This window comes from Streptomyces sp. NBC_00513, from assembly GCF_041431415.1.
In the GTDB taxonomy this organism is placed as follows: domain Bacteria; phylum Actinomycetota; class Actinomycetes; order Streptomycetales; family Streptomycetaceae; genus Streptomyces.
Genome location: NZ_CP107845.1, coordinates 6,966,966 through 6,980,753, shown reverse-complemented (window position 1 = coordinate 6,980,753; position 13,788 = coordinate 6,966,966). Strand labels below are relative to the sequence as shown.

General features: G+C 72.0%; 14 protein-coding genes and 1 pseudogene. 2 read left to right on the top strand and 13 right to left on the bottom strand.

Going from position 1 to position 13,788, the window contains the following annotated elements; genetic code table 11:
• The first annotated feature begins 184 nt into the window (after positions 1 to 184).
• Together OHA84_RS31565 and OHA84_RS31560 are read left to right on the top strand one after the other, a co-directional pair.
• Positions 185 to 778, top strand: a complete 594-nt coding sequence (locus tag OHA84_RS31565; RefSeq protein ID WP_266953281.1) for a GNAT family N-acetyltransferase — start codon at positions 185 to 187, stop codon at positions 776 to 778.
• A gap of 215 nt (positions 779 to 993) precedes the next feature.
• Complete coding sequence (locus OHA84_RS31560; RefSeq protein ID WP_266953279.1) at positions 994 to 1,497, top strand: hypothetical protein; 504 nt, start codon at positions 994 to 996, stop codon at positions 1,495 to 1,497.
• 149 nt (positions 1,498 to 1,646) lie between these two features.
• On the opposite strand, the gene OHA84_RS31555 is transcribed toward OHA84_RS31560, so the two are convergent.
• The 13 genes and pseudogenes from OHA84_RS31555 to OHA84_RS31495 all read right to left on the bottom strand — a co-directional run bounded on the left by OHA84_RS31555 (position 1,647) and on the right by OHA84_RS31495 (position 13,696).
• Complete coding sequence (locus tag OHA84_RS31555) at positions 1,647 to 2,507, bottom strand: hypothetical protein (protein ID WP_266968523.1); 861 nt, start codon at positions 2,505 to 2,507, stop codon at positions 1,647 to 1,649.
• A 146-nt stretch (positions 2,508 to 2,653) separates the two neighbouring features.
• Positions 2,654 to 3,226 carry an isochorismatase family protein gene (locus OHA84_RS31550; RefSeq protein ID WP_266973881.1) on the bottom strand — a complete coding sequence of 191 codons (573 nt, stop codon included), beginning with the start codon at positions 3,224 to 3,226 and terminating at the stop codon, positions 2,654 to 2,656.
• 51 nt (positions 3,227 to 3,277) lie between these two features.
• Complete coding sequence (locus OHA84_RS31545; RefSeq protein WP_266968525.1) at positions 3,278 to 4,258, bottom strand: GlxA family transcriptional regulator; 981 nt, start codon at positions 4,256 to 4,258, stop codon at positions 3,278 to 3,280.
• Between the two features lie 111 nt (positions 4,259 to 4,369).
• Positions 4,370 to 4,987 carry a HutD family protein gene (locus tag OHA84_RS31540; RefSeq protein WP_266968527.1) on the bottom strand — a complete coding sequence of 206 codons (618 nt, stop codon included), beginning with the start codon at positions 4,985 to 4,987 and terminating at the stop codon, positions 4,370 to 4,372.
• A gap of 54 nt (positions 4,988 to 5,041) precedes the next feature.
• Complete coding sequence (locus tag OHA84_RS31535) at positions 5,042 to 6,796, bottom strand: glycosyl hydrolase family 18 protein (protein ID WP_266968529.1); 1,755 nt, start codon at positions 6,794 to 6,796, stop codon at positions 5,042 to 5,044.
• A gap of 151 nt (positions 6,797 to 6,947) precedes the next feature.
• The gene (locus OHA84_RS31530) at positions 6,948 to 8,360 is read right to left on the bottom strand and encodes a VWA domain-containing protein (protein ID WP_266968531.1); all 1,413 of its coding nucleotides are present in this window, start codon (positions 8,358 to 8,360) and stop codon (positions 6,948 to 6,950) included.
• Between the two features lie 63 nt (positions 8,361 to 8,423).
• Positions 8,424 to 9,248, bottom strand: a complete 825-nt coding sequence (locus tag OHA84_RS31525) for a hypothetical protein (protein WP_266968533.1) — start codon at positions 9,246 to 9,248, stop codon at positions 8,424 to 8,426.
• 244 nt (positions 9,249 to 9,492) lie between these two features.
• Positions 9,493 to 9,720, bottom strand: a pseudogene (locus OHA84_RS31520) (SCO5918 family protein); the annotation flags it as partial.
• Between the two features lie 55 nt (positions 9,721 to 9,775).
• Positions 9,776 to 9,952: a hypothetical protein gene (locus OHA84_RS31515; protein WP_266968535.1), complete on the bottom strand. Its 177-nt coding sequence runs from the start codon at positions 9,950 to 9,952 to the stop codon at positions 9,776 to 9,778.
• A 3-nt stretch (positions 9,953 to 9,955) separates the two neighbouring features.
• Positions 9,956 to 11,566, bottom strand: a complete 1,611-nt coding sequence (locus OHA84_RS31510) for a DEAD/DEAH box helicase (protein ID WP_266953261.1) — start codon at positions 11,564 to 11,566, stop codon at positions 9,956 to 9,958.
• Positions 11,567 to 11,924: 358 nt separating this feature from the next.
• Positions 11,925 to 12,128, bottom strand: a complete 204-nt coding sequence (locus OHA84_RS31505) for a cold-shock protein (protein WP_030228921.1) — start codon at positions 12,126 to 12,128, stop codon at positions 11,925 to 11,927.
• A 297-nt stretch (positions 12,129 to 12,425) separates the two neighbouring features.
• Positions 12,426 to 12,764: a MerR family transcriptional regulator gene (locus OHA84_RS31500; RefSeq protein WP_266953258.1), complete on the bottom strand. Its 339-nt coding sequence runs from the start codon at positions 12,762 to 12,764 to the stop codon at positions 12,426 to 12,428.
• A 203-nt stretch (positions 12,765 to 12,967) separates the two neighbouring features.
• Positions 12,968 to 13,696: an NAD(P)-binding domain-containing protein gene (locus OHA84_RS31495; RefSeq protein ID WP_323178937.1), complete on the bottom strand. Its 729-nt coding sequence runs from the start codon at positions 13,694 to 13,696 to the stop codon at positions 12,968 to 12,970.
• Positions 13,697 to 13,788 lie beyond the last annotated feature (92 nt).

The window sequence follows — 13,788 nt, the reverse complement described above, 5'->3', positions numbered from 1 at the left end:
CGAGAGCTCCGGCCGCCATTCGGCTCGGAGCTTTTTTGCGTCCCCGGAACCAATGGACCGAAGGCGCCATTCACGGGCCGGATCGCACACCCAGACCGGATTCGCACCCCCAGACCGGATCCCATCGAATTTTGCACTAGTGCAGACATTTGATGTTCCTAGTTCATAGAGCTAGAGTGCCGCCATGTCTGCGAAGATCCCCGCCCCCGTCACCCTGACCGGCCGGCACGTCACCCTCGTCCCCCTGTCGATGGACCACCTCGGCGACCTGTTCGCGGCCGGAGGCGGTGACGACGAGGTCTGGCGCTGGCAAGGAGGCGTGGCACCGCGCACCGAGGCGGAACTGGGCGCGACGCTCACGGGACTGCTCGAGGACGCGGAGCGCGGCACTTACCTCCCCTTCGCCGTCATCCACCGCGCGAGCGGCAAGGCGATCGGCTGGACGACCTTCATGGACGTCGACGCCGCCCACGAGCGACTGGAGATCGGCTGGACCTGGTACGGCCGCGCCCACTGGCGCTCGGCGGTCAACACCGAGACCAAGCTGCTTCTCATGACCCACGCCTTCGAGGAACTCGGCATGGGGCGGGTCCAGTTGAAGACGGACCACATGAACCTCCGCTCACAGGCGGCCATCGCCCGACTCGGCGCGCGGCGTGAGGGCGTACTGCGTCGCCACCGCCGCCGCCCGGACGGCACCTGGCGGGACACCGTCTACTTCTCGCTGCTCGCCGAGGAATGGCCGGACGCCAAGTCCCGCCTCGGCGCCCGCCTCTGACATCGCCCGCGGTGCGCGCCGCGTCCGGTCTCCGACGGCCGGCGCGCCCCGACCGCGAGGGGGGGCTCGACGGACGACCTCCCGCCACACTGATGCCATCCGGCCAATAGATTGGCATGGGCCTGACATTTCAAGACCCCTGTGGGACGTTCCGAGCGGCGCGGCCCCCACGCCTCGCCGTACACCCCCACAAGGACGTGGCAAAGAGGAGCGACATGAGGACGATCTCCACATGGTCCCGCGTCACCGTACTGGCCGCCGCGCTGGTTCTCGGCGGCTCGACCACCGCACTGGCCCTGGGACCCACCGCCGATCAGAGGATCGACGGGGTGATGGTCGTGGCGGGCAACACCTGCGCCTGGACCAACGCCCGCACCAGCGCCGTCCCCCCGAGCACCCTCACCGTCGACCGCACCACCGTCAACACCCCCGGCGGCAACCTGGCCTGCGGCGGCGGAATCACCGCCTCCCTCAACAACAACCCGTCGTTCACCTTCGACGACGCGGCCGCGCTCGCGAAGACCGACGCCATCGACATCACCGGCAAACAGAGTTTCATCTCCTGTCGCTACAAGGCGACGAACATCGTGTGGAACCGTGACGGGTCCACACGGAAGTACGTCAACCAGGCCTTCACCGCGACCAAGACCTCGGGAAGCTTCCTCTGCCCGGGCTCCGTCACCACCCCGGCCGGGGACGCGTCCATGCTGTTCCACTGACCCCGACCAGGCGCGTCTCGCCCCCGCGAGGGCGAGGCGCGCCGCCGAGACCGGTTCGTCTCGCGGACGTCCGCCGGCGTGTCACTGTGAGAGCGCCCGAGGGGCCTACGGCGCGCTCCCCGGCCGGCCGCGAGGACCGGCGCGGGGACTCAGCCCGCGTCCCGGGTTCTCCCGTGTCGCCGGTCCAGACCGCGGCCCCACGCCACGCAGGCGACCATGACCGCCGTCCCGCCGAGGGCGAAGAGGGCCGGGTCCGGCCGGTGGCCCATGGCCGCGCGCCGCTCCTCGTAGGTGGTGGTGGCGCCGAACCCGACGCAGGTGTCTCCCGGAGTCATGGTCCGCCCGCCGCAGGTGGGCCGGTCCCAGGTGCCGGCGAGCAGCCCGGTCACTCCCAGGACGGCTGTCACGCATCCGAACAGGCCCACGAGGGCGAGCGCGACGAGACCCGCTCCCGTGCGCGAAGTCCGAGCCGGGGCGGACATCGGGGAGGTGACCGGCCCCGAGGAGCCGGCGGGGGCGGAGGCCGGAGCGGAGGCCGGGTACGTGTCCGGATCGGTCCGACGGGCGGCCGGCAGGCAGCCGCGCAGCCAGGGCACGTCGAGGTGGGTGTCCTCCAGGCGTACGCCCTCGGCGGTGATCTCCTCCAGCGTGCCGTCGCGCCGGTACGAGGAGACGCGCAGCCCCGAGAGGCCCTCCCCCGGCCAGACCGCCGCGGCGACGACCAGTCGGCCGGTGTCCTGCCCGCCGGTCCCGCGCGGGGCCGGCGACTCGTGCACGTACACCGCGCATTCGGCCTCGACCCGCGCGAGCAGTTCGCGCAGCGTGTCCGAAGCGCCGAGGTCGGGAAACGTTCCCACGGGCGCCACCTCGGGAGGACGGTGGGCCCGGACCCTGCCGGGGAGTGCGCCGTGCAGGCGCATCGTGGCGCACGCCTCGCGGAAGGCTTCCCACAGGACGCGTTCGAGGTACTCGTCGGGTTCCGGCGGAGGGCCGGACTCGTCACCGGTCATGGTGTGAGTCTGGCCCTCGGACCGGTGGACCGAAAGGAGAATCCCCTGACCGGTACCTCGATCAACACCCCCGACATGGGTGCGATTTCACCCTTCGCGACCCGCGCGCGGTCACCCACGCGACGGAGCCGGCGTGGGTGGGGCCGTCAGGCGGTGAGGTGCGCGGCCGTGGGGACGACGACGCCGAAGAGGTCGGCGATGGTGGTGAGGCTCGCCGCCTGGAGGGTGGCGGCGGGAACCGGGGTTCCGTCGGGCCCGGACAGTGGGCGGGTGGCGGTCGCCTCGGCGACCACGGTGGGCCGGTAGCCCAGGTTGAAGGCTCCCTGGGCGGTGAAGGTGACGCACATGTGGGTCATGAACCCGGCCAGGATCAGGTCTTGGCCGGCGCCCAGTTCCGTCAGGGTCTTCTCCAGCTCCGTGGCGTGGAAGGAGTTCGGGAGCTGCTTGACGACGACCGGTTCGCCGTCGCGGGGGGCCACCTCGGCGCTGATGGCCCCTATCTCGGCGCGGATGTCGTACGGGGTGCCCTCGCCGCCGTCGTTGATGATGTGGATCACCCGCGTTCCGGCGGCCCGGGCGGCGGCGAGCAGGCGGCCGGCCGCTTCCAGGGCGGGTTCGGCGCCTTCGAGGGCCATCACGCCGGTGCGGTAGGTGTTCTGGAAGTCGATCAGGAGGAGGGTGGAGTCCGCGAGGCGGGCGGGCGTGTCGTCGAGGCCCATGACCTGGCGCAGGGTGCTGGAGGTCGAGGTGTTCACAGTCGATTCCTTCGGTCAGTCAGTGGTGCGGAACCGGCGGCGGTATGCGGCCGGGGTGGTCGCGAGCTGCTTGCGGAAGGCGCGGTGGAGGGTTTCCACCGAACCGAGACCGGCTGCCGAGGCGACCTGTTCCAGGGGGTCGTCGGTGGTTTCGAGGAGGCGTCGGGCGGCTTCGACCCGTACCGCCTCGACGTAGGCGGCGGGGCTGGTGCCCGTCTCCTTGCGGAAGACCCGGGCGAAGTGGCGCTCGCTCATGCACATGCGGGCCGCGAGCGCGGCGGCCGACAGGTCCGTGTCGAGGTGTTCGGTGACGTGGGCCCGCAGTTCGTCGATGTCCCTGCGGTTGCCGGCCGGTCGGCTGAGGGGAACGCTGAACTGGCTCTGTCCTCCTTGTCGTTTGAGGTACATCACCAGCTGTCGGGCGACGCCCAGGGCCAGTTCCTCCCCGTGGTCCTCGGCCACCAGGGCCAGGGTCAGGTCCATGCAGGCGCTGATGCCGGCCCCGGTCCACAGGCGGCCCGAGCGGACGAAGATGGGGTCCGCGTCGACCTCCACCCGGGGGTGTTCCGCGGCCAGTTGGGCGGCCGTGGACCAGTGGGTGGTGGCCCGGCGTCCGTCGAGCAGGCCGGCCGCGGCGAGCAGGTGGGCGCCCACGCAGACCGATGCCACGCGCCGGGCGTGCGGCGCGGTGGCGGCGATCCACTCCACCACCTCCGGGTCGACGAGCGCGACGGGGCCCGCCTCGCCCACGGAGACGGCGCCGGGGACCAGCAGCGTGTCCACGGCGGCGCCGACCTCCGCGAACGCCAGGTCGCAGACCAGGCGGACACCGGCGGAGGTGGTGATCTGACCGCCTTCGGGGGCTGCCAGCCGCACCTCGTAGAGGCGACGGCCGGCCACCCGGTTGGCGAGGGCGAAGACCTCGGCGGGGCCGGTGACATCGAGGAGGTCGACATCGGTGAAGACCGCGATGACGACCCGGTGGGGCGTGGGCATGCGTCCATCGTCGTCGCGCGCCGGGATGGCCGCAATGACGGTTGTCTGTCACATCCGGCCATGGCGTGAGGGCGCGCACCGTCCGATCGGCTTGTCCCGGTCGGACCGGGATCAGGAGGAACGGGGCCGCAGCCGCACCACGGCGGCGCGTCCGGACGACCGTAGCCGGCGGACGTCCGGGCCCGTCAGCAGGCCGGCGTCATACCGACCCAGTGCGGTGGCGCTTCCCGGTGTCGGCCCGTCGATCACCGCGGTCCCCTCCAGTGCGACCACGAGCAGGGTCTCGCCGGGCTCCGGCGCGAGGATCCGTTCGCCGGTCGTGACGCGGACCTCGGCGCTCGCGCCCTCCCGGCGGTACATCACGTTGAAGTTGACGACCGGTCCGTCCAGGAGGCGGCAGTCGGTGGGCCGGTCGCCGGGAAAGTGCCCGGGTGCGAAGCGCAGGTCCAGGAGGCTGCGCTCCCCCGCGATGGTCAGGTCCATGCCCGCGCCCTCGGCGACGGTGAGGATCCGGTCGACGCCGGGGAAGGACGAGAAGGGGCCGTCCGCGGTGACGTCGGCGAGGCTGACCCGCCACGCGAAGTCGTTCGTGTCCGCGCCGTCGGGCCAGACCGCGATCTCCCGGGTGATTCCCCCGCCGTTCTTCCACGGCGCCGCGGGCCGGTCGACCGCCCGGTGGATCCGCGTCGTTCCCCCGCCGGTCGCACCGCTGCCCGTACCGCTGGTCATGCTGCCGCCCTTCCGGGCCCGGGTGCTCTCCCGGGCCCGGCCGAGCCTAACGCTCTAGTTGACGGAGAGGTCGTCGCCGTACACCGCGCCCTGCCCGTACCAGCCGTGCAGGTAGACGGTCACGGTGCCGGAGGCGCCGGTGGTGAAGGGGACGGTCAACTTGGACCACCCGGTGGAGCCGGTCCACGCGCTGCCGGTGGCCCCGCCGCGTACGCCCAGGTAGGCGTAGCCGCCCTGGACCCACCCGCCGAGCGTGTACGCGGTGTTCGGAGCGAGGGTGAGGGTCTGCGCGCACTCCCCCGTCTGTCCGGCGGTGGGCGAGGCCTTCAGGGCGTACGAGCCGCCGTGCGCCGGGGCGGTGACCACCGCCCCGCCGCTCTGGCAGCTCCACGGCGCGAGCGCTCCGCTCTCGAAGCCGCCGTTGACCAGCGCTCCCGCGCCGCCGCCCGGGCCCGACACCGTGAGGGTGAAGGGGGCCGAGCGGGTGAGTCCGCCGCCGGTCCCGGTGACGGTCAGGGGGTACGTGCCGGGGGTCGCCGTGCCGGCGGCGGTGACCGTCAGCGCGGCGGATCCGCCCGTGGTGACGGAGCCCGGGGCGAGGGTGGCGCTCACCCCGGCGGGCGCTGCGGTGACCGTCAGCGCGAGGGGCCGCGCGGTTCCCGAGGTGAGGGTCGTGGCGATGGTCGCGGTGGTCGTGCCGCCGGGGGCGACCGAGGCCGAGCCGGGGGTCACCGCGACGGAGAAGTCGTCGACGACCGGTCCGCCGCCGCCGGTGAACGGGGCGAAGGTGTGGCTGAAGTACCACGGGTCCTGGACGATGCCGGAGCAGGTGTCGGAGCCGCCGGTCCCGGGGCAGCCGCCGTTGTCGCGCTGGAGCGCCCAGAAGGACAGGGTGTTGAGGCCCTTCGCGGTGGCCCAGTCGTAGACGACCTTCGCGTCGGCGGTGGTGAAGGTCTCGGCGGGTCCGTAGTCGTCGATGCCCGGCATCTCGGTGACGCCGATCATGCCCCAGAGCTGGGCGGGGGTCTTGGTCGGGTACAGAGTGGCGAGTTGGGCCTGGAGGCCGGTGGCGGCGGTCTTGGTGTCCTCGGCCATGGCGTGGGCGGCGCCGTCGTAGTAGTCGAAGGTCATCAGGTTGACCACGTCCACCCGGGCGCCGGCGGTCTTGGCGCTCTTGAGCACGGCCAGGCCGCTGCTCGCCAGGCCGCTCGTGGTGGTGGGCAGGGTGTAAGAGACCTGGAGGGGGCGGCCGTTGGCGGCGGCCCAGTCCTGGAGTTTCCGGATCGCCTGGTTGCGGCGGTCGATGCCGGCCTTGTTGGTCAACGAGTTGTCCTCGATGTCCATGTCCAGGCGGGAGACGTCGTAGGTCGTGACGACCTTCTGGTAGGCGGCGACGATCGCGTCCACGTCCGTGCAGCTGTCGGCGATCTCGGTTCCGCCGTTGTCGGCCGCGTATCCGCCGAAGGAGGGGATCACGTCTCCGCCGCGGGAGCGGATCGTGGCGAAGTCGGCGCCGAAGACGGAGCCCGAGATCGGGCTGCCCGTGTCGCCGTTCCAGTACGGCGTGCAGGATCCCTTGGCCTCGGTCTGGACGAAGGCCATGGTCAGGTACTTGGCGCCGGACTTGAGCGCGAGGTCGGCGGGGCTGTCGGAGGAGTACGCCTCGAAGTACGGGGCGAAGACGTGCGCGGGCAGCGGGGTCGCGGCATGGGCGGTGCCGTCGACCACCCCGACCACGAGTCCGGCGGAGGCGACCAGGGTGGTCAGGGCGGCCAGTAACGAGTGAACGGGCCTGGAACGACGTCTCATCGATGCTCCCGGTGGGGCGCGAGCGAACGGGCGGACGCCTCATGATTGGTCTGGACCAACCCCGGGTCAAGGGTCCAGACCATTTCTTGAACCGGACAACACGCTTCCCGTCGAAGGGCGCACCCGCGTCGGCCGGCCCGGTCCGCACCGGTCAGCGCAGGATGCCCGCCCGTCCGGCGTCCCGGATCCACGACGGGAACTCCGACAGCAGCCTGTCGTACAGCTCGGCGTCCGAGATCGCGTCGATGTCGTCCACCGCGAAGAACCCGACGTTGTCGACCCGCCGGCCAGGCATGTCGTCGAAGCGTTCCAGCACGCCGAAACCGGCCCGACCCAGGCCCACGAACTGCCAGAACACCGGCTCCTCGACGGCCGCGCGCAGTTCCTGTTCGATCTCGTTGTTGCGGTACACGCCGCCGTCCGAGAAGAACAGCACGAGGGTGGGCACGGGCACCGCGGTGTCGCGTACGTAGGCGCGCACCTCCGCGATGACCTTCTGCTCCTCGTTCTGGAACCCGACCGCGCGCATGTCCACCTGCCCGCCGGTCAGGCCCTTCGGGGGCTTCTTGCGGCCGAACAGGCTCATCTGGCCCACCCGGACGTGCAGGCGGATCCACTCCGGGAGCTCACCGATGGTCAGGTCGGGCAGCCGTGCGGGGTTGGTGGCGAAGGTCCACGCCTGCATCTCGCCGTCGTCGTCGAGCTGCGCGGCGACGGCGGCCATCCGCTCCACGACACCGGCCACCGTGCCGCGCGAGTAGAGCGTGGACATCGAACCGGACGCGTCGAGGACGAGGATGACGCGGGCGGTCACTCCCGCCGCCCCGTTCTTCGTCAGGCTGACGGCGACCTGCTGCTTGCGCAGCGACAGGAGCTTGCGCATCTCGACGGGGAGCCGCTCCTCGCCCTTGACCAACCGGACGGCGGGCGCGCCGCTGGAGGCCGGCACGGGAGCGGAGGCCGGCACGGGTACGGGGGCCGGGGTGAAGGCGGGCGCGGGCGGCGCCGTCGACGGGCCTGCCGGGGCCGGCTCGGCCACCGGGGTCGGGGCGTCGTCCACGGTGATGCCGTAGTCGGTCGCCAGCCCCGCCAGGCCGCTCGCGTATCCCTGGCCCACGGCCCGGAACTTCCACGCGCCCGCCCGCCGGTAGAGCTCGCCGCTCACGTACGCGGTCTCCGTGTCCGCCGCCATGTCGAAGCGGGCCAACTCCGCTCCGGACAACGCGTCGAGCAACCGCAGGTGCAGCGCGGGCACCTGCCCGAAACTGCCCCCGTCGGCGGACGCGCACAGCACGACGCGCTCGATCGCCGGCTCCAGCGCGGTCAGGTCCACCTGGAGGGAGTCGGCGCCGGGCTGCTTGCCCAGGTGCCGCACGGCGTCCGAGGAGTGGCGCGGCTGGTTGTAGAAGACGAAGTCGCCGTCGGAGCGGACCCGTCCGTCGCCGGTGAGCAGCAGGGCGGACGCGTCGACGTCCGGGACCCCGGGACCGGCCGACCAGCAGAGCACGGCCCGGACGGACGACGCCGGGACCGGCAGGTTGGCGCCTTTACTCAGTGATGTCACAGCGGACAGTCTGCCCGGCGCCGCGGCGGTCCCGGAAGTACGTGCCCCGGCGAGGCTCCCGGGTCAGGGGCGACGGGTGGTGTGGGGAAGGGAGAAGTGGCCCGGCCGTTCACGGTCCCTCGGTGTGCCCGACGGGGCGTCCGTGTCGATGGCCTCGACCACGACCGGGGAGCTGCCGGTGGGGCCGGTGGCGGTGGCGCGCAGGCGGTAGCGCTCGGTGCGGACGGCGTCGCGGGCCAGGGGGGCGCCGCCCGAGAGGAGCGCGTACGGCTTGAGGTCGTTCGCGACGCGCAGTTCCGCGGGGCGCCAGGTGCCGGTGGCGGGGTCCTGGTGCTCCAGGACGAAGGACCGGGCGGGACCGGGGGTGTCCCCGGGCTCGGGCACGAGGCTCTCCATCTGGAAGGTGAGCAGCAGGTGCCGGTACGCCTGGGTGTTGCCGCCCCGCAGGGTGACCGTGAACTCCTGCGCGGGACCGCCGCGCACCAGGTCGAGGCGGCCGCCGCGGGTGGCCACGGCCATGGACAGCACGGTCGCGGGAGCCGGGGGCGTGGGCGGAGCGGAGCTCGTCGGGGCGAGCACCGGACTCGGGGACGAGGACGCCGGGGTGCCCGGTGCCGGGGTCCGGGTGGTCGGGGGCGGGGCGGAGACGGCGGAAGCGGAGGGAGAGGCAGAAGCCTCGGCGGACGGCGTGGCGGCGACGGCGGAGGGATCGGGGCGGGTCGAGGCGGTCGGGGTCGGCCCGCAGCCCGCGAGGGCCGCCGCCATCAGTACCGAGACGACGAGCGGACGCGCCCGGGTGGCGGATCGACGTCCGCCCTCGCTCCCGCCCTGGCGTCTGTCGTCGCTGTCGTCGCTGTTCTCGCGTCTGTTCGCACATCCGGCGTGCATGGCGGCCCTCCTGCGGCTCCCGACTGAGGGAGGAACCTAGCAAGGCCGCGCCCCGCCGCGGCCGGGCTGCGATGACGCTTCGGTCACGGTTACGGGCCGGTCCGACGGCACCGGGCGGTACGAGCCGGACCCACCCGGACACCGGGTGCCGAACCGGACGCGCCGGCACGGCCCGGACACGACGATGTCCCGGACCCGGCGCGACGCCGGACCCGGGACACCCGAGGATCTAAGCCGTTTCCACCGTGCGGCAGACGAAGCCCAGGCGGGTCAGTGCGCGGGTCACCTCGCCCGCCGTGAAGTCGCGACGGTCCTGGCGGGTGATCACCTCGCCGACCTGCTTGACCGGGTACGTGCGACGGCCGATGATCACGGATTCCCCGGTGACGGGCTCGGCCTTGATGCCCTTCATGGACTCCAGGACCTCGGCCTTGGTGAGCTCGAAGGGGAAACGGGCGATGACGCAACGCATGATGCCTCCGCGGGGACGGGAAGGTGAACGCCGGACCGGACGGCCGCGAAGGCGGTCAGGACGTGAGGGCGAGGACGCCCAGGGTGTAACCGTGCTCGTCGATCACCGGCGACATGTCCAGGACACGCCCGCGCATGGCGGTGCGGGCCTCGCCCACCCCGGCCGAGGACTCCGTGAAGGGTCCCCGGTCGAGCGGGATGTCGCACAGCCGGGTGGGGGCCGCGCTGCGCACGCGTTACGCCGCGCTGTCGTACGAGCGTCGCCGGGCCTGCGCCGGGCGGCTGCGCCGGCCGCGGGTGGAGGCGGCGCTGCGCGTGCGCCGCTCCGTGACCGGGGCCGTGATGGTGACGGGCACGCCGGAGGGGGCCTGGGCACCGGTGATGCGGTTCAGTTCGGCCTCGCCGGAGCGGACCTGGGTGGTCTGCGGGGTGATCCCGGCGGCGGCCATCAGGCGCACCATGTCGCGGCGCTGGTTCGGCAGGACCAGGGTGACGACGCTGCCGGACTCGCCGGCGCGCGCGGTGCGACCACCGCGGTGCAGGTAGTCCTTGTGGTCGGTCGGCGGGTCGACGTTGACGACCAGGTCGAGGTTGTCGACGTGGATGCCCCGGGCGGCGACGTTCGTCGCGACCAGCACGGTCACGTGGCCGGTCTTGAACTGCGCCAGCGTGCGCGTGCGCTGGGGCTGCGACTTCCCGCCGTGCAGCGCCGCGGCGCGCACCCCGCTGTTGAGCAGGTCCTGCGTGAGGCGGTCCACCGCGTGCTTGGTGTCCAGGAACATGATCACGCGGCCCTCGCGGGCGGCGATCTCGGTCGTGGCGGCCTGCTTGTCATGGCCCTGGACGTGCAGCACGTGGTGCTCCATCGTCGTCACGGCGCCGGCCGACGGGTCCACCGAGTGGACGACCGGGTCGGTGAGATACCGGCGCACGAGCAGGTCCACGTTGCGGTCCAGGGTCGCCGAGAACAGCATCCGCTGCCCCTCGGGACGCACCTGGTCCAGCAGCGCGGTGACCTGCGGCATGAAGCCCATGTCGGCCATCTGGTCGGCCTCGTCCAGGACGGTGATGGCGACCTGGTTGAGCCTGCAGTCGCCGCGCTGGATGAGGTCCTTCAGCCGGCCGGGCGTCGCGACGACGACCTCGGCCCCGCCGCGCAGCGCGCCGGCCTGGCGGCCGATGGACATGCCGCCGACCACGGTGGCCATCCGCAGGCGCATCGCCTTGGCGTACGGCGTCAGCGCGTCGGTGACCTGCTGCGCGAGTTCACGTGTCGGTACGAGGATCAGCGCGAGCGGCTGTCCCGGTTCGGCGCGCTGACCGGCGGTGCGGGCCAGCAGGGCCAGGCCGAAGGCGAGCGTCTTGCCGGAGCCGGTGCGGCCGCGGCCCAGGACGTCACGGCCCGCGAGCGTGTTGGGCAGGGTGGCGCCCTGGATCGGGAACGGTACCGAGACGCCCTGGGCGCCGAGGGCCGCGAGCAGCGCCTCGGGCATGTCCAGGTCGGCGAAGGCCTCGACGGCGGGCAGCGCCGGGGTCAACGTCACGGGCAGGGCGAATTCGCCCTGCGGCGCGGCGGAGCGGCGACCGTAGCCGCCGGAGCGGTTCCCCCCGCCGGAGCGGGAGCCGCCGCCGGAACGGCTGGGGGCGGAGGACCCGAAGCGGCTGCCGCGGCTGCCGCCGGAGGAACCGTAGGAGCCGCCGGAAGAGCCGTAGGAGCTGCCGGAGCCGGACGATCCGTACGAGCTGCCGGACGAACCGTAGGAGCCGGACGAGCTGTAGGAGCCGCCGGAAGAGGCCCCCGTGCGGGAGCGGGACGAGCGGTCGTTGGTGCGAGCTGCGCGGTTCATGCAGAACCTTCCTCGATGCGGCGCGTATCGAGGAATTCCTGGCATTGGCGTGAGCCGCAGCGGATTCGCAAGAACGAGCCGAAGAAATGACACAACAGGGCCGAGCCGAACACGCGGAGCGGAACGGAACGGTTCACTGCTGAAAGGGGCATCACCCTGCCCGGCGGCCGTGGCACAGGCCGGGTATCGGGGGCGACGGCCGGGCGGACTTCCACCCGGGCGGGTCGTGGGCGCTCCGGCAGACGATGCTGCCGCGCCGCTCACGCGGGCCGTGACGGCCGGCGGAGCTGGGAAAAAGCAACGAGCTGGGGCCCGCACCCCAAGGTGCGGGCCCCAGCTACGCAGTACTTGTCAACGCTTAGGCGGGAACGATGTTCTCGGCCTGGGGGCCCTTCTGGCCCTGCGTGACGTCGAAGTTCACCTTCTGGCCTTCCTGAAGCTCACGGAAGCCCTGGGTGGCGATGTTCGAGTAGTGGGCGAACACGTCAGCGCCGCCACCGTCCTGCTCGATGAAGCCGAAGCCCTTTTCCGCGTTGAACCACTTCACGGTGCCAGATGCCATATGAATTCTCCTTTGGGGCTGTACCCGGACCCACACTGTGCGGGCACCGGAGTCGAAGTAATGATTGCCCCGTCCGAAAAAACATCCGGAAATAAAAAGTGCACCCGCCGAAATGAATCGGGGGGAGCACTTGAAGTCTTTGGGAACCACAACTGCAACTGAGAAGAACAGTAGCACAGCGCTAGCCGATGAGCGCGGAAAGTTTTCGCGTCTCGGCCTGTCGCCACATAAACCCTGTACGCGTATTCGCTGAATTTCTACACCGGCGGCAACAGGTATGAGCCGCCGGCCCGGCCCTCAGGGGGTCTTGTCGTCGGGGTGACCGGACCCGCTCATCCGCGAGTTGGCCCGCAGGGCCTCTTCCAACTGGTCCTCCAGCGCGATGATCCGGCACGCGGCGTCGACCGCCGTGCCCGCGTCGACCAGCTCTCGGGCGCGCGCGGCAAGGTGCAGCTGATGGCGGGAGTACCGGCGGTGGCCGCCCTCCGAGCGCAGTGGGGTGACCAGTCCGGCCTCTCCGATCACGCGCAGGAAGGCGGGCGTGGCGCCCAGTATTTCGGCGGCCCTGCCCATCGTGTAGGCGGGGTAGTCGTCATCGTCGAGACTGTCGGCGAGCGGGGACTTCTCGGGGGGCATGACACCTTCGTTTCGCTGGCTCACTACGCCAGAAATACTAGGCCTCCCGCACTGCAATCACTACATTCGTGAGCACAGATTTACCTGACCGGGTGAGGGATCCCCCTCCGAGGCGGCGAAACGTGCCGCCAGGGCCGTGCCTCGGTCGGGACGAGCGGCGGTAGCGCCCGGGGGCGGGCCGCCGCTCGTCCGACCCGGGACGGTCAGCCGCGGAAGTCGGCCGTGCGCTCCGGGGAGGCCTCGGCGAGTGCCTGGGTGACGGCCGTCACACCGGCGCGCAGTCCGTAGACCGGGGTGTTCGGCTGCTGGCGCCAGGACTCGTCGATGCCGCCGGCGTCGACGGTGTCGAAGCCGAGCTCGTCGATGAGGTCACGGACGGCCTTCTTGGCCGCCTCGTCGTCTCCGGCGACCGGTACGGCGATCCGACCGGGGGCGCCGGGCGGCAGCGGCTTGTCGAGGATGTCGTCGGCGTAGGTGCCGTTGAAGGCCTTGATCACCGGGTGGCCCAGGTGGTTCTGGGTCCAGCGGCTCTCGGTCAGGCTCTCGTCCTCGATGGCGGCGATGCGGCCGTCCCGCTGCTTCGGGTAGTAGTTGCCGGTGTCGATGACGGCGAAGCCCTCCGCCGCCCCGTCGAAAAGACCCGCCGGCAGGTCCGGCACGTTCTTCAGCGGGACGGTGACCACGACGATCTCGGCGCCGCGGGCGGCGTCGGCGACCGTGACGGGGGTGGCTCCGGTTTCCTCGGCGAGGTCCGAAAGGGTTTCGGGGCCGCGGGAGTTCGCCACCGAGACCTCGTGGCCGAGGGAGGTGAGCCGACGGGTGAGGTTGCCGCCGATGTTGCCGGCGCCGATGATGCCGATCTTCATGAGCTCTCCAGTGCGTGCGGAGTTCGGGTGTCGCGCTTGTCCGAACCGCTTGGAGACGCGCGGCATTCCGCCCTTCGGCGACCGATTTCACGGTTCCCCCGTACGGACGACTCCCGGACCCCCCGACGGGTGCGGCGCGGTCCCGGCGGGCCGCCGCG

Coding starts and splice junctions, on each gene's coding strand:
- OHA84_RS31565 (WP_266953281.1), top strand. CDS start 185: ATGTCTGCGAAGATCCCCGCCCCCGTCACCCTGACCGGCCGGCACGTC.
- OHA84_RS31560 (WP_266953279.1), top strand. CDS start 994: ATGAGGACGATCTCCACATGGTCCCGCGTCACCGTACTGGCCGCCGCG.
- OHA84_RS31555 (WP_266968523.1), bottom strand. CDS start 2,507: ATGACCGGTGACGAGTCCGGCCCTCCGCCGGAACCCGACGAGTACCTC.
- OHA84_RS31550 (WP_266973881.1), bottom strand. CDS start 3,226: ATGGGCCTCGACGACACGCCCGCCCGCCTCGCGGACTCCACCCTCCTC.
- OHA84_RS31545 (WP_266968525.1), bottom strand. CDS start 4,258: ATGCCCACGCCCCACCGGGTCGTCATCGCGGTCTTCACCGATGTCGAC.
- OHA84_RS31540 (WP_266968527.1), bottom strand. CDS start 4,987: ATGACCAGCGGTACGGGCAGCGGTGCGACCGGCGGGGGAACGACGCGG.
- OHA84_RS31535 (WP_266968529.1), bottom strand. CDS start 6,796: ATGAGACGTCGTTCCAGGCCCGTTCACTCGTTACTGGCCGCCCTGACC.
- OHA84_RS31525 (WP_266968533.1), bottom strand. CDS start 9,248: ATGCACGCCGGATGTGCGAACAGACGCGAGAACAGCGACGACAGCGAC.
- OHA84_RS31510 (WP_266953261.1), bottom strand. CDS start 11,566: ATGAACCGCGCAGCTCGCACCAACGACCGCTCGTCCCGCTCCCGCACG.
- OHA84_RS31505 (WP_030228921.1), bottom strand. CDS start 12,128: ATGGCATCTGGCACCGTGAAGTGGTTCAACGCGGAAAAGGGCTTCGGC.
- OHA84_RS31500 (WP_266953258.1), bottom strand. CDS start 12,764: ATGCCCCCCGAGAAGTCCCCGCTCGCCGACAGTCTCGACGATGACGAC.
- OHA84_RS31495 (WP_323178937.1), bottom strand. CDS start 13,696: ATGCCGCGCGTCTCCAAGCGGTTCGGACAAGCGCGACACCCGAACTCC.